Raw genomic sequence first — 19218 nt, forward strand, 5'->3', positions numbered from 1 at the left:
AGGCGCTTAGGCTGGTGCCCGTGAGTACGCCGACCCGGGTCTACATCGCCCGTCTCGCCGGAGTCGCCGTCTTCGACCCGAACGGCGATCAGGTGGGCCGGGTTCGTGACGCCGTGGCACGGCTGCGGGCGACGAAGCGTCCGCCGGAGGTGGTGGGCCTCGTCGCCGAGATGCCGATGCGTCGTCGGATCTTTCTGTCCATCAACCGGATCACCTCCATCGACGCGGACGCCGTCGTGCTCGGCTCCGGCACCCTCAACCTGCGCCGGTTCGAGAAGCGCCCGAACGAGCTGCTGGTGCTCCAGGAACTACTCGACCGGCGGGTGCAACTCGACCCGGGCGGCCAGCCCGGCGCGGTCGTGGACGTCGCGATGGAGTGCTCCCGGGGTGGCGAGTGGTCGCTGACCCGCGTCGCCGTACGCGAGCAGACCGGTCGGCTCAGCCGCCGCGGCCACCTGCACCAGGTCGAGTGGGACCGGGTGCGCGGGCTCAGCGGCATCGCCGACAACCGGGGTACGGCGAACCTGCTCGCCGTCCTGGAGGACATGCGCCCCGCCGACCTGGCCAACGCGTTGCAGGATCTGCCCGACGCCCGGCGCAACGAGGTCGCGGCCGCGCTGGACGACGAGCGGCTGGCCGACGTGCTCAGCGAGTTGCCCGAGCACGACCAGGTGGAGATCCTCGCCGCCCTCGACCGGGAGCGGGCCGCCGACGTCCTGGAGGAGATGGACCCGGACGACGCCGCGGACCTGCTCAACGAACTGCCCCCACCCGAGCAGGACGTGCTGCTGGACCTGATGGAGCCGGACGAGGCCGACCCGGTACGCCAACTGCTGAAGTACACCCCCGGCACGGCGGGCAGTGTGATGACCTCGGAGCCGGTCATCCTGCCGCCGGACGCCACAGTCGCCGAGGCGCTGGCCCGGATCCGGGAGCCGCAGCTCTCCCCCGCCGTCGCCGCGCAGGTCTTCGTGACCCGCGCACCGCAGAACACGCCGACCGGCCGCTACCTGGGCATGGTGCACTTCCAGGCGCTCCTGCGTGAACCGCCGGCCGACCTGCTGGGCAAGGTGGTGGTCAACGACATCGACCCGCTGCGCCCCACCACCCCGTTGCCGGAGATCACCCGTCGGATGGCCACCTACGACCTGGTCGCCATGCCGGTGATCGACCGGAGCAACCGGCTGGTCGGCGCCGTGACAGTGGACGACGTGCTGGACCACTCGCTACCCCGGGACTGGCGGGACCGCGACGCCCTGGCCGCCCCGGGCACCACCGACGCGGCGCTGGACGGCGCGGATGGCTGAGCAGCGGCGGAACGAACGGCTCGACCAGCCGCGCGAGCCCCGGGGCATCAAGCTGCCCCGGTTCGACGCGGAGGCGTTCGGCCGGTGGTCGGAGGGCATCGCCCGCGGCATGGGCACCGCGAACTTCATCGTCGTCATGACGGTGGTGATCACGATCTGGTTCGTCTGGAACACCCTGGCCCCGGCGGATCTGCGCTTCGACCCGTACACCTTCACGTTCCTGACCCTGGTGCTGTCGTTGCAGGCCAGCTACGCGGCGCCGCTGATCCTGCTGGCCCAGAACCGGCAGGCCGACCGGGACCGGGTGGCCCTGGAGGAGGACCGGCGGCGAGCCACCGCGCAGAAGGCGGACACCGAGTACCTGGCCCGGGAGATCGCGGCCCTGCGGATCGCGCTGGGTGAGGTGGCGACCCGCGACTTCCTCCGCTCCGAGCTGACCCGGCTGGCCGAGGAGCTGGACGAGATGGGGCAGCGCCGGCAAAGGCTGGAGCGCCGCCAGCAGGAGAAGGACAGCCGGCAGGAGCGACGTGGCCAGCGGCCGACCGACGGCGTCGGACTGGAAGAACCCCGCGACGACCTGGACGGCGACTTCACCCGGGACGCCCGGCCGGACGGCACCGGCCCGCGCCGGTCAGAGAGCTGACCGACGGGTCATCGATTGGCTCACACCGCCCCGGGCAGCGGCGGCAACGGATGCCCCGCGACGTAGCATTGCGGGCATGTCAGCACCCGTGAGCACCGTCGAGGACGCGATCCAGGCCGCCCTGGCCACCGTCAACGACCCGGAGATCCGCCGGCCCATCACCGAGCTGGGCATGGTCCGCTCCGCCACGATCGGTGCCAGCGGTGTCGTCCGCGTCGAGCTGCTGCTCACCGTCGCCGGCTGCCCGCTCAAGGACAAGCTGCGTACGGACATCACCGCCGCCGTCGCCGCTGTGCCCGGCGTCACCGGCGTGGAGATCGACTTTGGGGTGATGACCCCCGAGCAGCGGCAGTCGTTGCAGTCGCAGCTGCGTGGCGGCGGCGCCACCGAGGAGCCCGTCATCCCGTTCGCCCAGCCCGGCTCCCGCACCCGTGTGTACGCGGTGGCCAGCGGCAAGGGTGGCGTCGGCAAGTCCAGTGTCACGGTCAACCTGGCGGCGGCGCTCGCCGCCCGTGGGCTCTCCGTCGGCGTGGTCGACGCGGACATCTACGGCCACTCGGTGCCCCGGATGCTCGGCACGGAGGCCCGGCCCACCCGGGTCGAAGACATGATCATGCCGCCGCAGTCGCACGGCGTGAAGGTGATCTCCATTGGCATGTTCACGTCCGGCAACGCCGCCGTCGTGTGGCGCGGCCCGATGCTGCACCGGGCACTGCAGCAGTTCCTGGCCGACGTCTACTGGGGCGACCTGGACGTGCTCCTGCTCGACCTGCCGCCGGGCACGGGTGACGTGGCCATCTCGCTGGCCCAGTTGCTGCCCAACTCGGAGATCCTGATCGTCACCACCCCGCAGACCGCCGCCGCCGAGGTGGCGGAGCGGGCCGGGGCGATCGCCCTGCAGACCCACCAGCGGGTGGTCGGCGTCATCGAGAACATGTCCTGGCTGGAGCTGCCGGACGGCTCCCGGATGGAGATCTTCGGCGCTGGCGGTGGTGAGGCGGTGGCGGAGTCGCTGAGCCGGACCATCGGCGCCCAGGTGCCGCTGCTCGGTCAGATCCCACTGGACACCCGGGTCCGCGAAGCCGGCGACGCCGGCAACCCGATCGTGCTGGCCGAACCGGAGTCCCCGGCCGCCCAGGCGCTCGGCACGATCGCCGACCGGCTCGCCCTGCGCCGCGAGTCACTGCTCGGCAAGCCACTCGGTCTCAAGCCCGCTGGGCGCTGACCACCCGGTACACCGTCAGCCCGTCGGCCACTGTTGGCCGGCGGGCTGAGTCGCGTCGGTAGGTGGTCCAGCCAGGCCGCCGCGACGTGGCTGGCGACCGGCACGGGCAGGCAGTCGGCACGGGCAGGCGGCCGGCAGGGCCGGTACCGGCCGGCGTGGCCGGCATGGTCAACTCGGGTTTCAGGAAGTCGGCCGCTCAAACGGCGTGGGATACCGCGACTTCCGGGAACCCGAGTCGATCAAGCCGGCGCCGGGCCCAGGCGGGCACGATCCGGCCGAGTCCGGGCAGGGCGGACTAGCCGGTCGCGGGCACCAGCCGGTCGGGGTACGGGTCGGTCAGGTGGCGTCGTCGTAGCTGGCGCGGGGGGCCGGAGCCGAGGGGCTGCTGGTGGCCGTGCCGGACCGGGCCTCGTTCGACCGCAGGTCGGCGGCGTTGGCCACGTCCTTCAGGTCGTTATGCACGCCGCTGACGTCCGCGCGCAGGTTGTCGTAAACGCCCTGCAACGGCTTGCGGATCGCCGCCTCGTCCTCCTCGCTGAGGAGGTGCTTGCGGATGAACGCCTTCGGGTGCAGGTCTTCCAGCTGGATGTCGGTGCCTAGCTCACGGCTCAGGTCGCCGGTGGCGTTGCGGGCCATGTTGCGCAGGTTGCGCACCAACCGCAGGCCGTCGGTGATCACAGCGGGGAGCCGGTCGCCGAAGATCAGCAGCGCCAGGAGCAGCAGCGCACCGATCTCCCACCAGTTCAGGTTGTCGAGCATCCCGCGGGCCTCCTCTCGGCGTCAGCAGCAAGACTACGCACGGCGGACGGCTTTCGGGCAAGGGGTGCGCCGCTGTTCACTTCGCTTCCGCGGTGAGTCACTTCGCGTCCGCGGCGAGAGTTACCGAGGTGTTCTGCCGGGCGGAGCCCCGCCGATACTCGACGGTCACGACCGAGCCCGGCGCGTACTTGCGGACCAACGCGGTCAGATCCGTCGGCTCGGTCATCGGCCGCCCGTTGATCTTGAGGATCACGTCGCCCGCCTTCAGTCCGGCGCCGTCCGCGGGGCCGGACGGCTCCACCTCGGCCAGCCGCAGGCCACCCCCGACGACCCCGGTCGGGCCGTCCGCCCGGGCGCCGATCACCGTACGCCGGGCCTTGCCGGTGCCGATGATGTCCTGGGTCACCCGCTTGGCCTGGTTGATCGGGATGGCGAAGGCGAGCCCGATGTTGCCCGCCTCCTGCCCCTCGGCGACAAGTGACTTGATGGTGGAGTTCACGCCGACCACCCGGCCGGCGCCGTCGACAAGTGGGCCGCCCGAGTTGCCGTGGTTGACAGCTGCGTCGGTCTGGATGGCGGCGTAGTAACGCACCGGCCCGCCCGGCTCGCCGGCCTGCATCGTCCGGTCCAGCGCACTCACGATGCCGGCGGTGACCGTGTTGGCCAGCGACAACGGCGAGCCGATGGCGAGCACGGGGTCGCCGACCGCCAGCGCGTCGGAGTCGCCGAACTCCACCGGCCGCAACCCGGGACGACTCACCTTGATCACCGCGATGTCCGACTCCGCGTCCTGACCGACGATGGTCGCCGGCGCGGTGCTGCCGTCGTTGAAGACCACCGAGGCCTTTCCGGTGCCGCCGGCCACCACATGGTCATTGGTGATCACATGGCCGTCGGCGGTGGCGACGAAACCGGAGCCCTCACTGGTCCCGCCGAGGCTGCTCACCCGGACGGTGACCACGCTGGGCAGGACCCGTTCGGCGACCCCGGCCAGCGACTCCGGTTTGCGCTGCGCCAGCGCCGGCACCTCCGCGGGCGCACCGCCGAGGACCGCCGCACCAGCGCCGCCGCGCACCGCGAACGCGTAGCCCAACGCACCGCCGAGGGTGCCGGCCAGCAGCGCGGTGATCACGGGAATGAGCAACAGGTGGCGCAGTGTCGGCCGGCCCGGCGCGTCTGGGTCGGTGACCGGCTCGGGCTCGGCGCCGGGGGTCACCACCCCGGGGACCACCACAGCGGTCGGGGCCGCCGGGTCGCGCCAGGGGTCGGCGAGCGCGTCCGACCACCAGGCCGACGCGTCGGCCGAGTTGGGCCCGCCCGCAGCCGGCGCGCCGTAGGACGCCGGCCCGACGGGAGACGCCGGCCAGCCCGGTGTTGTTCCGCTGCCTGGCGAGGCGAGGGGCGTGCGGTCAGCCCCCGGCATGGTCGGCGGCCCCACCGACGGGGCTCCTGCCCCGGGCGGTCGCGCCGGAGCCGGAGTCTCACCGCCCCGGCGCCAGTCCCAGCCGTCGGTCACGTCGGTGCCTCCCAGTCCGTCCCCGGATCCCGTGCCGCGTCGCCCGGCCACGGGCCGGTCTGGTCGCGGCTGACGGGATACCGCCTCCAGGATTGCACGGATGGACGCGGTGCAGTCAGCGGTTGCCCCGGTGATCGCTTCCGGCGGAGGCGCGGCTGCGCCCCACGACGGTCGCCTCTACGCTCACAGTGCCAACCCGCCCCCGCACCACGCACCGCCCCCGGAGGTGCCCCATCGCCACGGTCGCCGGTTCCGGCAGTTCGACGACACAGGCCCAGCACTTCGCCGAGTCGTACGTCACCGAGGATCTCGTTCTGCGTACCGCCCGCAGCCTGGCCCGGGAGGTGGGCCTCGACGCGGTCACCCCCGGCGCGGGGGCGGCGCTGCGGCTGCTGGCCGCCGCCGGCAACGCCCGTGCGGTGGTGGAGATCGGCACCGGCACCGGAGTGAGCGGCGTCTGGCTGCTGCGCGGCATGCGCGTCGACGGCGTGCTCACCACCATCGACGTGGAGGTGGAGCACCAGCGGATCGCCCGGCGGATCTTCGCCGAGGCGGGTTTCGCGGCCGGGCGTACCCGGATCATCACCGGTCGGGCGCTCGACGTGCTGCCCCGGCTCGCCGACGGTGCGTACGACCTGGTCTTCGTGGACGCGGAGGCGACCGGCTTCCACGCCTGTGTGGAGGCGGCGCTGCGGCTGTTGCGCCCGGGGGGCGTGCTGGCGCTCAACGGTGTGCTGGCCAGCGACCGGATCGGCGACCCGTCCGCCCGGGACGCGGAGACGGTGACGGTTCGCGAGACGATCAAGGCGGTCCGGGAGTCGGAGCACTGGATTCCCGCGCTGCTTCCGGTCGGGCACGGGCTGCTCGCCGCGGTGAAGTGCTGATGCGAGCCCAGGACAGGTCAGAGCCACGGTCGCGCCGAGGCTCTGACCCACGCCCTAGTTGACGTCGGCCAGCCAGCGCAGCAACGACCGGACGCCCCAGCCGGTGGCGCCACGGCTGACCTCGGCCTGGTCGCCGTCGGCCCAGGACGGGGCGGACATGTCCAGATGCAGCCAGCGGTCCCGTAGGTCGCCGGTGAACTCGCGCAGGTAGAGCGCGGCCATCACCGAGCCGGCACCCTGCGTCGGTGCGCTGAAGAGGTCGGCGATCTCGCTGCCGAGGTACTCGACGTAGTCGGTGTGCAGCGGCATTCGCCACGCCGACTCGCCGGCTGCCTCGGTCGCCGCCAGCACGCTGGCGGCCAGCTCGTCGTTCTCGCTGTACAGGGCGGCGGTGCGCTTGCCCAACGCCACCGAGTTCGCGCCGGTGAGCGTGGCCAGGTCGAGCAGCAGGTCCGGTTTGAGCTGCTGCACCGCGTACGCCAGCGCGTCGGCGAGGACCAGCCGACCCTCGGCGTCGGAGTTGGTCGTCTCGCTGGTCGTACCGCCGTAGTGCCGGATGACGTCGCCGGGGCGGAACGCCGAGCCGCTGACCATGTTCTCGGCCAGCGGGGTCAACGTGGTGATCCGGACCGGCAGTCGCAGCGCGGCAGCGCCCAGGGTGGCGGCGACGACCGCGGCCGCGCCCGCCATGTCCTTGCGCATCAGCTTCATCGACGCCACCGGCTTGATCGAGATGCCGCCGGTGTCGAAGGTGATGCCCTTGCCGATCAGCACCACGTGGGTGCGCGCGTTGGCGGGGTGCCAGTCCAGTTCGACCAGCCGGGGTCCGCTGGCGGAGCCACCGCCCACGGCGAGGATCCCGCCGAAGCCCTCGGTGGTCAGCTCGGCCGGGCCACGCACCCGCAGCCGCAGGTCCGGAAGGTCGGCTGCGGCGGAGGCCACCTGGTCGGCGAACCACTGCGGGGTCTTCACCGACGAGGGGGTGTTGGTCAGGTCCCGGGCGAGATGGGTCATCGCGGCCGTGGTCCGGGCCGTGGCGACGGTGTCCTCGTACCCGGTCGGGTCGTCGAGCAGCAGGTCGACGTCGGTGAGCGCCGGTCGGTCGCCGGCCTCGGTGAGTCGGAACCGGTACGGGGCGAGCAGCAGCCCCTCGGTCAACCCGCGAACCGCGGCCGGAGTCACCCCGGCCGGCAGCGCGATGGTGATATGCGTCTCAGCTGAAGCTGAGCGGGCCAGGGCCGCGCCGGCCGTCCGCCAAGCCGCCTCGCCGCCGTCACCGATGCCGAGCAGCAGCAGCCGGCCGGGGGTACGCCCGGGGCGCAGCTGGGTGTGGATCTCGCCGGCTCGGCCCGTCAGCCGGGCCGCTGACGCCAGCGCGGCCGCCTCGTCGTCCGTGCCGTCCGGGCCCGCCACGGCGGTCGGTACGGGCTCGGCCGAGGTGTCGCCTTCCGCCGTCGAATCGGCGGAGCGGACGGGCAGGACGAGGACGTCGAGCCGGTCGGGCTCGGCAATCAGACGGATGGCGAGCACGCGGAACCGTACCTCCAGGAAAGTGTCGCGGACCGGCGGCGAACCCACCTGACCGCAGCGTTGAAGACCCTGAGCCACCGGCGATTCCGGTGGCTCAGGGCCCAAAGAACGTTCCGGGCGGCGTGAGCCGCCCGGAGCACTCCTTACTCAGCCAGCCGCTGCCTTCAGTGCGTCACCGAGCGCGTTGGCCTCGTCGGGAGTCATCTCGACGACGAGCCGGCCACCGCCCTCCAGCGGGACCCGCATGACGATGCCCCGCCCCTCCTTGGTGACTTCCAGCGGACCGTCGCCCGTCCGCGGCTTCATCGCCGCCATGTTGTCTCCCCTCAGACCTACACCAGGGTCGGTGGGTTGCCCCACAGCCACTTCGTCACGACCACCCGCAACGGTCACGGGGGTGTCGACCAACGATTTTCCCTGATGAACACCGCCGGACCCAAACCGGAGCAGCATTGATGTAACAGCATCTAGCTTATCTTGAGAAGGCCTGTCACAATGTGCGGTCATGCAGGCACGGTCGGCACTCTTCGACCTGTACGGCGACCACCTCCGTCCGAGGGGTGGCCGGGCACCGGTTGCTGCCCTGGTCAAGCTACTGGCGCCGCTGGGAATCGCACCGCCAGCAGTTCGCACCGCCGTCTCCCGGATGGTGCGTCAAGGCTGGCTCGAGCCCCTCCGGTTGGTCTCCGGACCGGGATATTCGATCACACCGAAAGCTGCCCGCCGACTCGACGAGGCAGCGGCCCGGATCTACCGGACCGGCCGGGTCACCTGGGACGGCCGGTTCGATCTGCTGGTGTTGGAGGCTCCGGGCTCCCGGCGGGACCGCCAGCGGCTCGCCGCCAACCTGAGCTTCCTCGGCTACGGGACGCTCGACGAGCAGACCTGGGTCGCCACCCGTCCCGCCGAGGATGTCGACCTGCTCCTCGCCGAGACCGGCATCCGGTTCGAGCGGTTCACCGCCTCGCACTTCTCCGGCACCCCCGGCGCGATGGGCGTGGTCCGACGCGCCTGGAACCTGGCCGAGATCGGCCGCGCCTACGAGCGGTTCGTCGCGGACCAGCGCCCACTGCTCGCCGCGGTCACAGTGCGCAGCAGCGACGAGGAGGCGTACGCGACGCGGTTCCGCCTCGTGCACGCGTGGCGTACGTTCCTCTTCCAGGATCCGCAGCTGCCCCCGGCGCTGCTGCCCGAGCGGTGGCCCGGCACCGCCGCGGCCAGTTTCTTCGACCGGCACGCAGCCCGCCTGCGTCCGGCCGCCGACCGGTACGTCGAACAGTGCCTCGACGCCGGCAACCGCATCGTCCGACAGAAGGGTCGTTAGACACGTGACCGAGCCGCTGCTGGTCGACCGGACCGATGCCGTCGTCACCCTCACGCTGAACCGGCCGAACGCGATGAACGCGCTCGACGTGGCGCTCAAGGAGGCGCTGCGGGACGCCCTCGCGGAGTTGGAGACCGACCGGTCCTGCCGCGCGGTTGTCCTTGCCGGGGCCGGCGGGTCGTTCAGCGCCGGTCAGGACCTGCGCGAGCACGTGGCCACCCTGGAAAACGCCGCCAGTGACCCGCTGGGCACCGTGCGGGCGCACTACAACCCGATCGCCGCCCGGCTCGCCAACCTGCCCAAGCCGGTGATCGCCGCGGTCCGCGGGATGGCCGCCGGGGCGGGCGCGTCGCTGGCGTTCCTGGCCGACATCCGCATCGGCGGTCCGACCACCAGTTTCCTGATGGCCTTCGCCAAGGTCGGTCTCGCCGCCGACACCGGCGCCTCCTGGACGCTGCCCCGGCTCGTCGGCCACGCCAAGGCGGTGGAGCTGCTGCTGCTGGCCGAGCCGGTCCGCGCCGAGGAGGCCTGCCGGCTGGGGCTGCTCAACCGGCTGACGGACGACGACGAGCAGGTGTTGCCCGTCGCCCAGGAGTTGGCCGCCCGCCTCGCCGCCGGCCCGACCGTCGCGTACGGGGCGATCAAGCGACAGCTCTCCATCGCCGATGCCGGTACCCTCGCCGACGCCCTCGCCGCCGAGGCGCAGGCCCAGTCGATCTGCGGTGCCACCGCCGACCACCGGGCGGCCACCCTCGCCTTCGTCGGCAAGCAGAAACCGGTCTTCGAGGGACGCTGAACGCGATCCGGACGCCGCCCTTACCGTCCTCGAACACGGGACGCCTAGCGTCGGCCGGTATGAGCGATCGTGAATCTGTGGCGCACCTGCTGCGCCGGGCCACCTTCGGGCCGACCGCCGACGAGGTGGACGCGGCCGAGCGGGCCGGGCCGGCGGCGACACTGGACCGGCTGCTCACCCCGCCCGCGACGGACCGGGGTGCGGCGGCCACGCCGGTTCCGACGCTGCCCCCGGACCCGTACGCCGGGCTGACCAAGGACTCCACCCGCGAGCAACGGCAGCAGGCCAACGCGGAGCGCCGCAAGCAACTCCAGCAGGTCACCGAGTGGTGGCTGGACCGGATGGTGGCGGCCGAGGACGGGCTGACCGAGAAGCTGCTCTTCTTCTGGCACGGGCACTGGGCCACCAGCGCGCAGAAGGTCAAGTCGGCGCGACTGATGGTGGGCCAGTTGGAGACGCTGCGCCGGCACGGTCGTGGGCCGTTGGGCCCGCTGGTCGCCGCGATGGTGCGCGACCCCGCCCTGATCGTCTGGCTGGACGGGCAGAAGAACACCCGCAAGGCGCCGAACGAGAATCTGGCCCGCGAGCTGATGGAACTGTTCACCCTCGGCATCGGCGCCTACAGCGAGGCCGACGTGAAGGCCGGCGCGCGGGCCCTGACCGGCTGGGTGGTCGACCGGCGTACCGGCGCGGTCCGCTTCGAAACCAAGCGGCACGACCCTGGCGAGAAGAGCATCCTCGGGCAGAGCGGCCGGTTCGACGCCGAGGCGTACGCCGGCCTGCTGGCGGCCCAACCGGCGGCGGCGACCTTCGTGGCCGGTCGGCTCTGGCTCCGTTACGCCGGCACCGCAACCCCGGCGCCGGATGGCCTGGCCGGCGCGGACACCATCGCGACAGTGCGCGCGCTCTTCTCCGCACCGGCCTTCGCGCAGACCCGGGGCACGCTGGTGAAACAGCCGGTGGAGTGGTTGGTCGGTGCGCTGCGGCAGCTCGGCATCCGACCGTCCGCGTTGCCCGAGCAGCAACGTAGACAACTGCTGGCCGGTCTGAACGCGCTCGACCAGGTGCCGTTGCGCCCACCGAGCGTGGGCGGTTGGCCGGCCGGGTCCGCCTGGCTGACCACCTCGTCGTTGCAGGCCCGGCTGCGGACGGCCGGGGTGCTCGCCGCCGCCACGGCACCAGCGGTGCTGGCCCGGCTGACCGCCGCGCCCACCGCCGGCCGACCGGACGCGCTGGCCCGACTGCTGGTGGTCGACGCCTGGGGCGCGCGCACCCGCGCCGCTCTCACCCCGCTGGCTGGTGAGCCCCGCAAGCTGCTGGCCGCCGGCCTGGTCAGCCCCGAATACACAGTCAGCTGAGCGGAGGAGTCGACATGGACACCCTGACCCGACGCAGGTTCCTACTGACCAGCGGGGTGGTCGGCGCGGGCGCGTTGGCCGCCGGGGCCGGCGCGTACAGCCTGAGGGACCTGCTGGACACCGGCGGGGACCGGGACCCACAGTCCCGCACGCTGGTGCTGGTGACCCTCTACGGCGGCAATGACGGTCTCAACACGGTCATTCCGTACGGCGACCCGGCCTACCGGGCGGCTCGCCCGGAGCTGGCCTACCCGGACGGGGAGGTGCGGCGGTTGGACGACGACTTCGGCCTCAACCCGGCGCTGGCCGGCCTGCACCAGCGCTGGTCCGGCGGTGGGTTGGCGATCGTGCGCGGAGTCGGCTACCCGAAGCCGGACCGCAGCCACTTCCGTTCGATGGACATCTGGCACACCGCGCAACCGGACCGGCCCGGCAACACCGGCTGGCTCGGGCGGTGGCTGGACCGCGCCGGTGGCGACCCTCGGCTGGCGGTCTCCTTCGAGCCGGCGCTGCCGCCGCTGCTGGCCGGGGCGGAGAGCGCCGGTGCGGCGGTGCCGGTGACCGACCGGAAGGCCGCAAAGGGGCTGCCCGCGGCGACACTGACCGCGTTCGCCGCCGCCGAGGCGGGCGAGTCGGCGGCCCGGGGCCGGGCCGCCGCCTGCTTCGCCGACCTGCGGTCGGTGGACGAGATGATCCGCCAGGTGCGCGACTCCGCCGACCCGGACACGGCGGACCCGGACGGCGAGCAGGCCCCCGCGACGGCCACCGGTGGGGCCCGCACCCCGCTGGACGCGCAGCTCGACCTGGTCGCGCAGTGCGTCGAGGCGGGAGTGTCCACCCGGGTCTTCTCGGTCTCGCTGGGCGGCTTCGACACGCACGCCGACGAGAAGCAGTTGCAGGCCGTGCTGCTGGGTCAGCTGGACCGGGCGTTGACCGGGTTCGCCGACCGGATGAGTCGCACCGAGGCGGGCCGGAAGGTGGTGGTGGCGGTCTACTCCGAGTTCGGCCGTCGGGTACGGGCCAACGCCTCGGACGGCACCGACCACGGCACGGCCTCGGACGTGCTGCTGCTCGGCGCGGGCGTCCGGGGCGGCTGGCACGGCGCACCACCGAGCCTCACTGACCTCGACGACGGCGACCTGAAATACACCACCGACTTCCGGGACGTCTACGCCACGCTGCTGGAGCGGGTGCTGGACACCGACCCGGGCCCGGTCCTCGCCGACTGGCGGGGACGAGTGGACAAGCTTTTCTAGTCGTCCTCTTCCGGGTCCTGGTTGGCCTGCTCGCCCAGCACGAACGCCTGCATGGCCAGCTCGTCGCCGGCCGGCGAGACGAAGGCGGGCAGCTCACGCGGGCCCAGCTCCTGCACGTAGGACCAGAACAGCCGAACCGCCTCGGCCGGCGTGCCGGCCTCGATCGGCAGGTCGAGGCTGACCAGCCAGGTGCGCCGCGCCGGGGGCGGGCCGAGCTGGTCGGCCAGCGCCCGGAAGGCCGCCGGCTCCACAGCGGTGACCGGCCCGTCGAGCGTCAGCAGGTCGGCCGGCACCGGCTCGTCGAAGGCCCGACGGGTGTACGCGACGACGAGCGTGCCCGGCTCGACCGGGGACTGCGGGTCGTCCGGGTCTTCGCGGTGGCGTCGACCCGGCGCGGTGACCCGGCCGAGGGCCACCAGCCGTGGCGGCGCGTCGACCAGCACGGCGACCTGGTCGCCCAGCGCTGGTCGGGTGACGTCGGTGAGCCCGGTCAGCTCCAGCGTGTCGTGGTGCACGAGCCGCTCGGCCTCGTACCGTTCGGCGGGCAGCAGCACCGCCCAGGCGCCCACCCCGTCGGCGTTGCCGGCCGCACCGGCCCGGTGCGCGGTCTCGGTCGTCATGCCTGCCATCTCATCACGCCGCCGCTGGAAGGGTGACGTGACAGCCGACGATGTGATCGTCGACCATCCCGGTGGCCTGCATCAGCGCGTACGCGGTGGTCGGGCCGACGAACCGGAAGCCGCGCTTCTTGAGTGCCTTGGCCATCGCCGTCGACTCCGGGGTGATCGGCGCCAGCTCGGCGAACGAGGCGGGACGAGTTGGCCGGGGATCCGGCGCGAAGGACCAGAGCAGCGCGGACAGGCCCTCCGGCAGCTCCAGTGCGGCGCGGGCGTTGGCGATCGCCGCCTCGATCTTGGCCCGGTTGCGGACGATGCCGGCGTCGGCGAGCAGCCGGGTCACGTCGGAGTCGTCGTAGCGGGCGACGGTCGGGATGTGGAAGTCGTCGAAGGCCAGTCGGAACGCCGGACGCTTGCGCAGGATGGTCAGCCAGGACAGCCCGGACTGGAACGCCTCCAGCGTCATCCGCTCGTAGAGCGCGTCGTCGCCGCGCAGCGGCCGCCCCCACTCCGTGTCGTGGTAGATGGCGTAGTCGGGGGTGCTCGACCCCCAGGCGCAACGAGCCAGCCCATCTGCGCCGATCACCAGGTCAGTCACCTCGTACACGCTAGGGCATCGCACCGACACCCCATTGCCACCGGCCGCCCGGCTGCCTATGGTGCTTGTTACCGACCGGTAGGTCGAGGTCACCAGATGGTGCACCCCGACCGGTGACGGCGAGCGGAGGCCGCGGTGAAGGAGTTCCCGGACGTCATCGCCTGGTCGATCCCGGCCTTCGTGCTCCTCATCGTGCTGGAGCGGGTCTCCTACCTGCTGCACCGCGACGACGACGAGGTCGGCTACGGCGGCGCCGACACCGCGACCAGCCTGACGATGGGGCTGGGCAGCATCTTCGCCGACCTGCTCTGGAAGGTGCCGATCGCCGCCGCGTACGCGCTGCTCTACGCGCTCACCCCGCTGCGGGTCGCCGAGCTCTGGTGGACCTGGCCGCTGATCCTGCTCGCGCAGGACTTCTGCTACTACTGGTCGCACCGCGGCCACCACGTGATCCGCATCCTCTGGGCCTCGCACGTGGTGCACCACTCGTCGCAGCGGTTCAACCTCTCCACCGCCCTGCGCCAGCCGTGGACCGGCCTGACCAGTTGGGTGTTCTACATCCCGCTGATCGTGGCCGGCGTCCACCCGGCCGTGGTCGCATTCTGCGGCTCGGTCAACCTGCTCTACCAGTTCTGGATCCACACCGAGCGGATCGAGAAGATGCCGCGCTGGTACGAGGCGGTGTTCAACACGCCGTCGCACCACCGGGTGCATCACGCGTCGCAGGGCAGCTACCTGGACCGCAACTTCGGCGGCATCCTGATCGTCTGGGACCGGCTCTTCAGGTCGTTCGCGCCGGAACGGGAACGTTGCGTGTACGGCCTGACCAAGAACGTCGCCAGCTACAACCCGGTCCGGGTGGCCTTCCACGAGTACGCCTCGATCGCCCGGGACCTGCGCGCCGCGGCGACCTGGCGGCACCGGGTCGGGCATCTCTTCCGCGCACCGGGCTGGCAGCCGGCACCCGGCTCCCCGGTCAGGGCAGCCGGCCCTGCTCGACCAGACGGGCAAACCTCTTCAGCGCCTGGGTGAGGCCGAGCTTGGAGCCGGGCCAGAGCACCGGCCACGCCACTCGACCGGCCCGACCGCCCGGCAGGTGGAACCACTCGTGCCAGACGACCTGGGTGCGGTCCCGGTCCAGCTGGGTGCAGCGCAGCACTCCCGGGCCGCGCAGCAGCTGGCCGTGGTGCACGACGCCGATCTCGTACGGCTCGTCGACCCGGACCACCCGCATCTCGTCGCGCAGCGTCGCCCGGCCGAGCGCGGTCACCGCCTCGATCCGGCTGCCCTCGCGCCCGTCGCCCTCGACCACCCGGACGCGGGTGAACGGAATCCAGTCGGACTGACGTTCCCAGGCGAGCAGCGCCGCGAACACCCGCTCCGCCGGGGCCTCGACGATCACCGTGGCGGTCACCTCACCCGCACCGGGTCGGGCCGCCTCGCGAAGATCGTCAGCGCCCTCCGGCTCGGTCACGCCGACTCCGACCGAACCACCGCGTCGCGCTGCTCGGTGCCGGCGGTCTGCTCACGATCAGCCGGCTCGTCGTCGGTGGGCGCGGCGGCAGGCGCCACCCCATCGGAATCCGCCGGGGACGAGCTGGCGGCGGGCAACGGGCCGGGAGTCGTCGAGCCGACCGGGGCGGAGCCCGCCTCGCCGGTCAGCGGCGCATCCTTGCCCGGCTCCGCTGCCTTGCCCGGCTCGGCCGGCTCGCCCGCGTCCGCGGTGGTCACCTTGCTGGCGGACTGCTCGCGGGCCTGCCGCAGCACGTCCGCATCGTCGGTGCGCCCCTCACGCAAGGCGATGACCTCCGACTCCAGTACGCCGATCAGCTCGGACTTGTAACCGATGTCGTAGGCGGCACGGCGCAACGCCTGATCGACCTGGTCCATCCGGTACCCGCGCAACCCGGTGTCGAAACGGACCGCCCCCACGTCGGATTCGCGCAACGGGCGGGTGCCCGGCAATGCCACGGCCTGCGAATCCGGCTCGGCCGGCACCAGGCCGGGATCACGCCCGCTGACCAGCACCGTCACGCCGAATATCACCGCCGCGACGGTCAACGCCACGACCAGGAGGAGCAGAAGCTGACCCATGTACTGATCGTGGCATGGCAGCCGGCCGGGAGCGACCCCGCCACCCGCCTCGATCACGATCGGTGCCGACGCCCGCCCGGAATCCTGGACGGGCGACCGACTAGCGTCGGGACCGGCCGACGCGGCGGCGACGGCGTGAACTTCCAGGAGGCGGGCATGGCCGGGGCGCTTCGGCTGGGTGGGCACACGTTCGCCCCCGGCGAGCTGGTGGTGATGGCGATCATCAACCGCACGCCGGACTCGTTCTTCGACCGCGGGGCCACCTACGCCGCCGACAGCGCTCTGCGGGCGGTGGAGCGGGCGGTGGACGAGGGCGCGGCCATCATCGACATCGGCGGTGTCAAGGCCGGCCCCGGCGCGGACGTGGACGTCGCCGAGGAGATCCGGCGCACGGTGGACACCATCGCCGCCGTCCGAGCCGCGTTTCCGGAGGTGGTGATCTCCATCGACACCTGGCGGGCCGAGGTGGCGACGGAGGCCGTGGCGGCCGGGGCCGACCTCCTCAACGACACCTGGTCGGGCGTCGACCCGGCGCTGGTCCGGGTGGCCGCGCGGACCGGCGCCGGCCTGGTCTGTTCGCACGCCGGCGGGCTGACGCCGCGGACCAGGCCGCACCGGGCCGCCTTCACCGACGTGGTCGCCGACGTGGTCGCGACGGTGACCGGGCTCGCCGAGCGTGCGGTGGCGGCAGGGGTACGCCCCGACGGCATCCTCATCGACCCGGCGCACGACTTCGGCAAGAACACCCGGCACTCGCTGGAGATCACCCGCCGACTGGACGAGCTGACCGCGACCGGCTGGCCGGTGCTGGTGGCGCTCTCCAACAAGGACTTCATCGGTGAGACGTTGGGCCTGCCGGTGGCCGAACGGCTGGAGGGGACGCTCGCCGCGACGGCCGTCTCGGCCTGGTTGGGCGCCCGGGTCTTCCGGGCCCACCAGGTCGGCCCAACCCGCCGGGTGCTGGACATGGTGGCCTCGATCCGAGGCGACCGCCCGCCCACGGCCACCCGCCGGGGACTCGCGTGACCGGTCGTCGCCGTAACCGACAGCGAACGGTCGGAGGGACCGACACGATCGCCGGAGGCAGTAGCGCTCAGGTCCAGCGGAGGATGTTCCTACGCCAGGCGTAGAGGATGCCGAGCGCGAGCACGGCCACGAACACCGCCATCTCCACCACCGTCACCAGACCGAAGCCCGGCCGGTCGAAGACCACCGCCCAGGGGAAGAGGAACACCGCCTCGACCGCGAACAGCACGTACAGGTAGGCGTACACGTAGTAGCGGATCTGCATCTGCGCCCAGTCGGCACCGACCGGGTCGAGCCCGCACTCGTAGCTGGCCCGCTTGCCCGGCGGATCGGCCGGACGCGCCGGGCGTAACACCCGATTGGCCGAGAACGCCGTAACAAAGAAGAGAACGCTGGCGAGCAGCAGGAGCCCGAGCGTCGCGTACGAGCCCAGGTATCCGTTCACAGTCGGCAGCCTACCGTCCGCCCGGACCGGCCGTCCCAAACACGTTACGGATTTGTTTCCGGATGGGACTAGTGCACAGGGGCAACTGTTACCGAATATTGGACACCCACCCATGTCACCGGAGGTCAGATGGCCCGCGTGAAGGCATCGCCCGGTAACCGGGCGGAGGGGCGACGTTCCACGCCCCTGCTGGCGACCGCGCTCGCGCTCGGCCTGCTCACGGCGCTCGCCGTGGGACCGGCCTGGGCCAGCGCGGCCGCGCCGGACGCGGACCCGGTCGCGACCTCGGCCGAGCCGGTCAACGAGCCGGGAGGCGAGGTGCCCCCGACCACACCGGCGGAGGAGCCCACCCCGACCGAAGACCCGGGCGGCGAACCCGAGCCGACCGACCCGGCACCGGAGACCACCGCGCCGCCACCGGAGACGACGCCACCGGCGCCGGTGACCACCGCCCCGGAGGTCCCGCCGGCGCCAACCACCAGCGCGCCCGCGCCGGGCGGCACCACCCGACCGCCCAGCCCGGCTCCCCCGGTGCCACCGACGGCACTCCCCGCCCCGCCGACACCGCCGGCGCCGACGGTCCGCCCGCCCGCCCCGGGTTCGGCGCCGCCGCCGCAGAGCCCGCTGGGCGTGCAGGTCACCACCGGCGACGTCACCCTCACCGAGGCGTACTGGAACACGCCGAGCACGGTCGCCACCCTCCAGGTCACTGTGCACAACACCGGTACCGCCACGGAACAGATCCGACTCTCGTACACGCTGCCCGCCGGGCTGACCGATGCCGGCACGAAGGGCTGTGCCGCCGCCGGTGGTGGGACGTACCGATGCGGGGCCTGGACCGCCGGAGCGGGCGTCCGGTTCAGCACCGTGCTGCGGCTGCGGGTCGCTGGCACGGCGTGGAAGCAGATGCCGCTCAGCGGCTCCGTCCAGGTCATCGCGGACGCGCCGGGAGCGGCCGGAGAGGCGAGCGACGACCAGGGCTTCGCTGTGCTCTTCCCAGCGGGCCCGCCGGTGCCCGGGATCGCGCTCGCCGCCGACGAGGTGGCCTTCGACATCAGCGGCGGCCCCAGCACCCTCACGCTCCGGCTGGGCAACACCGGCGCAGTGGACGCCGCCGGCCGGGTCGAGGTCGTCCTGCCGGCCGGGGTGACAGTGCCGACCCCACCGATCGGCTGCGTGGCGGTCGACCCGACGCGTACCCGCTGCGACGCCGGTGTGGTGCTGGCCGGCACGACAGCCGAGGTGCAGCTGCCGGTGGAGGCGACGCCGCAGGCGCAGCGCGAAGCGCCGCTGTCCGGGGCCCTGATCGGTCAACTCGATCCACGCAGCGGTCCGACCCGTCGGGTGCAGATGAGCTTCCGGATCACCGCGGCGGCCGCACTGGCCACGCCGGTGGTCTCCCCGCCCGCACCGACCGGCTCGCAGGGCGTACTGCCCGCCGGTGCCACGACCCGGGGCGGCGGGTTGACCTCGGTGCAGCGCACCGCGGTGATCCTGATCGCGGTCTCCACGCTGCTGGTGATGCTGGCTCTCACGCTGGCCACGACCTCGCTGCGCCGCCGGCTCGGCGGCCCGCCGCCGGAGCCCGCGCCAAACCCCGCCGACTGATCGACGGATGACCCCGGCAGCGCGCGGCCGGGGTCATCGGCGCGACCCGGTGGTGATCTGAATTACGGCGGGCGGGGCGTAACACCGCGAATGTGGGCGTTTCACGACTACTTCGGGTCCCAGTCGGCGGACCTCCGGGGATGGTTAGGGCTCCCTTAGACGTAGGCTCTCAGGTGAGGAACGACAGCGGCCGGACCAGCCTGGGGCGGTGCGGTGAAGCGTTGCGTCAGGG

General features: G+C 72.7%; 20 protein-coding genes. 11 read left to right on the forward strand and 9 right to left on the reverse strand.

Going from position 1 to position 19218, the window contains the following annotated elements:
* Positions 1 to 20 precede the first annotated feature (20 nt).
* The 3 genes from FB453_RS03995 to FB453_RS04005 all read left to right on the forward strand — a co-directional run bounded on the left by FB453_RS03995 (position 21) and on the right by FB453_RS04005 (position 3175).
* Entirely contained in the window at positions 21 to 1307 is a 1287-nt protein-coding gene (locus FB453_RS03995) for a magnesium transporter MgtE N-terminal domain-containing protein (RefSeq protein WP_091394782.1), read from the forward strand.
* The gene (locus tag FB453_RS04000) at positions 1300 to 1950 is read left to right on the forward strand and encodes a DUF1003 domain-containing protein (protein ID WP_145787531.1); all 651 of its coding nucleotides are present in this window, start codon (positions 1300 to 1302) and stop codon (positions 1948 to 1950) included. Before FB453_RS03995 ends, FB453_RS04000 begins: the two co-directional genes overlap by 8 nt.
* 76 nt (positions 1951 to 2026) lie before the next feature.
* Positions 2027 to 3175 carry an Mrp/NBP35 family ATP-binding protein gene (locus FB453_RS04005; protein WP_145787534.1) on the forward strand — a complete coding sequence of 383 codons (1149 nt, stop codon included), beginning with the start codon at positions 2027 to 2029 and terminating at the stop codon, positions 3173 to 3175.
* Between the two features lie 336 nt (positions 3176 to 3511).
* Here FB453_RS04005 and FB453_RS04010 read toward each other — a convergent pair whose 3' ends face one another.
* Both FB453_RS04010 and FB453_RS04015 read right to left on the reverse strand, forming a co-directional pair.
* On the reverse strand, positions 3512 to 3934 hold the full coding sequence (locus tag FB453_RS04010) for a twin-arginine translocase TatA/TatE family subunit (RefSeq protein ID WP_091394791.1): 423 nt from the start codon (positions 3932 to 3934) through the stop codon (positions 3512 to 3514).
* A 97-nt stretch (positions 3935 to 4031) separates the two neighbouring features.
* Positions 4032 to 5465, reverse strand: a complete 1434-nt coding sequence (locus FB453_RS04015) for a S1C family serine protease (protein WP_486480159.1) — start codon at positions 5463 to 5465, stop codon at positions 4032 to 4034.
* A gap of 299 nt (positions 5466 to 5764) precedes the next feature.
* Here FB453_RS04015 and FB453_RS04020 point away from each other — a divergent pair, with 299 nt between their 5' ends.
* A complete protein-coding gene (locus FB453_RS04020; RefSeq protein WP_112581855.1) occupies positions 5765 to 6334 on the forward strand; it encodes an O-methyltransferase in 570 nt (189 codons plus the stop codon).
* A 54-nt stretch (positions 6335 to 6388) separates the two neighbouring features.
* Here the strand turns inward: FB453_RS04020 and FB453_RS04025 are convergent, their stop codons facing one another.
* Together FB453_RS04025 and FB453_RS04030 are read right to left on the reverse strand one after the other, a co-directional pair.
* Complete coding sequence (locus tag FB453_RS04025) at positions 6389 to 7864, reverse strand: M17 family metallopeptidase (protein WP_145787876.1); 1476 nt, start codon at positions 7862 to 7864, stop codon at positions 6389 to 6391.
* 147 nt (positions 7865 to 8011) lie between these two features.
* The gene (locus tag FB453_RS04030; protein ID WP_007455245.1) at positions 8012 to 8179 is read right to left on the reverse strand and encodes a DUF3117 domain-containing protein; all 168 of its coding nucleotides are present in this window, start codon (positions 8177 to 8179) and stop codon (positions 8012 to 8014) included.
* A gap of 190 nt (positions 8180 to 8369) precedes the next feature.
* Between FB453_RS04030 and FB453_RS04035 the strand changes: the two genes are divergently transcribed.
* The 4 genes from FB453_RS04035 to FB453_RS04050 are packed head-to-tail and all read left to right on the forward strand — an operon-like array spanning position 8370 to position 12598.
* Entirely contained in the window at positions 8370 to 9188 is an 819-nt protein-coding gene (locus FB453_RS04035; RefSeq protein WP_091394799.1) for a PaaX family transcriptional regulator, read from the forward strand.
* A 4-nt stretch (positions 9189 to 9192) separates the two neighbouring features.
* Positions 9193 to 9984: an enoyl-CoA hydratase-related protein gene (locus tag FB453_RS04040; protein WP_145787536.1), complete on the forward strand. Its 792-nt coding sequence runs from the start codon at positions 9193 to 9195 to the stop codon at positions 9982 to 9984.
* A gap of 59 nt (positions 9985 to 10043) precedes the next feature.
* Positions 10044 to 11342, forward strand: a complete 1299-nt coding sequence (locus FB453_RS04045) for a DUF1800 domain-containing protein (RefSeq protein WP_145787538.1) — start codon at positions 10044 to 10046, stop codon at positions 11340 to 11342.
* A 14-nt stretch (positions 11343 to 11356) separates the two neighbouring features.
* A complete protein-coding gene (locus FB453_RS04050; RefSeq protein ID WP_145787541.1) occupies positions 11357 to 12598 on the forward strand; it encodes a DUF1501 domain-containing protein in 1242 nt (413 codons plus the stop codon).
* Here FB453_RS04050 and FB453_RS04055 read toward each other — a convergent pair.
* Both FB453_RS04055 and FB453_RS04060 read right to left on the reverse strand, forming a co-directional pair.
* The gene (locus FB453_RS04055) at positions 12595 to 13218 is read right to left on the reverse strand and encodes a hypothetical protein (protein ID WP_145787543.1); all 624 of its coding nucleotides are present in this window, start codon (positions 13216 to 13218) and stop codon (positions 12595 to 12597) included. The genes FB453_RS04050 and FB453_RS04055 overlap by 4 nt on opposite strands.
* Before the next feature lie 13 nt (positions 13219 to 13231).
* Positions 13232 to 13813: a DNA-3-methyladenine glycosylase I gene (locus tag FB453_RS04060; protein WP_112698660.1), complete on the reverse strand. Its 582-nt coding sequence runs from the start codon at positions 13811 to 13813 to the stop codon at positions 13232 to 13234.
* A 135-nt stretch (positions 13814 to 13948) separates the two neighbouring features.
* Here FB453_RS04060 and FB453_RS04065 point away from each other — a divergent pair, with 135 nt between their 5' ends.
* The gene (locus FB453_RS04065) at positions 13949 to 14845 is read left to right on the forward strand and encodes a sterol desaturase family protein (RefSeq protein ID WP_145787545.1); all 897 of its coding nucleotides are present in this window, start codon (positions 13949 to 13951) and stop codon (positions 14843 to 14845) included.
* On the opposite strand, the gene FB453_RS04070 is transcribed toward FB453_RS04065, so the two are convergent.
* Positions 14790 to 15287 (reverse strand): SRPBCC family protein, encoded by a 498-nt coding sequence (locus FB453_RS04070; protein ID WP_145787548.1) that lies wholly within the window; start codon positions 15285 to 15287, stop codon positions 14790 to 14792. The two genes, FB453_RS04065 and FB453_RS04070, sit on opposite strands and share 56 nt — an antisense overlap.
* Positions 15284 to 15907 carry a DivIVA domain-containing protein gene (locus FB453_RS04075; protein WP_112604132.1) on the reverse strand — a complete coding sequence of 208 codons (624 nt, stop codon included), beginning with the start codon at positions 15905 to 15907 and terminating at the stop codon, positions 15284 to 15286. Before FB453_RS04075 ends, FB453_RS04070 begins: the two co-directional genes overlap by 4 nt.
* A gap of 156 nt (positions 15908 to 16063) precedes the next feature.
* Here FB453_RS04075 and folP point away from each other — a divergent pair, with 156 nt between their 5' ends.
* Positions 16064 to 16933, forward strand: a complete 870-nt coding sequence (gene folP / locus FB453_RS04080) for a dihydropteroate synthase (RefSeq protein ID WP_091394823.1) — start codon at positions 16064 to 16066, stop codon at positions 16931 to 16933.
* A 67-nt stretch (positions 16934 to 17000) separates the two neighbouring features.
* Here the strand turns inward: folP and ndhC are convergent, their stop codons facing one another.
* Positions 17001 to 17378 (reverse strand): NADH-quinone oxidoreductase subunit A, encoded by a 378-nt coding sequence (ndhC, locus tag FB453_RS04085; RefSeq protein WP_091394827.1) that lies wholly within the window; start codon positions 17376 to 17378, stop codon positions 17001 to 17003.
* A gap of 129 nt (positions 17379 to 17507) precedes the next feature.
* On the opposite strand from ndhC, the gene FB453_RS04090 reads away from it, so the two are divergent.
* Complete coding sequence (locus FB453_RS04090; RefSeq protein WP_145787550.1) at positions 17508 to 18986, forward strand: hypothetical protein; 1479 nt, start codon at positions 17508 to 17510, stop codon at positions 18984 to 18986.
* Positions 18987 to 19218: the final 232 nt, after the last annotated feature.

The sequence above is a fragment of the Micromonospora sp. CNZ322 genome (assembly GCF_007827755.1).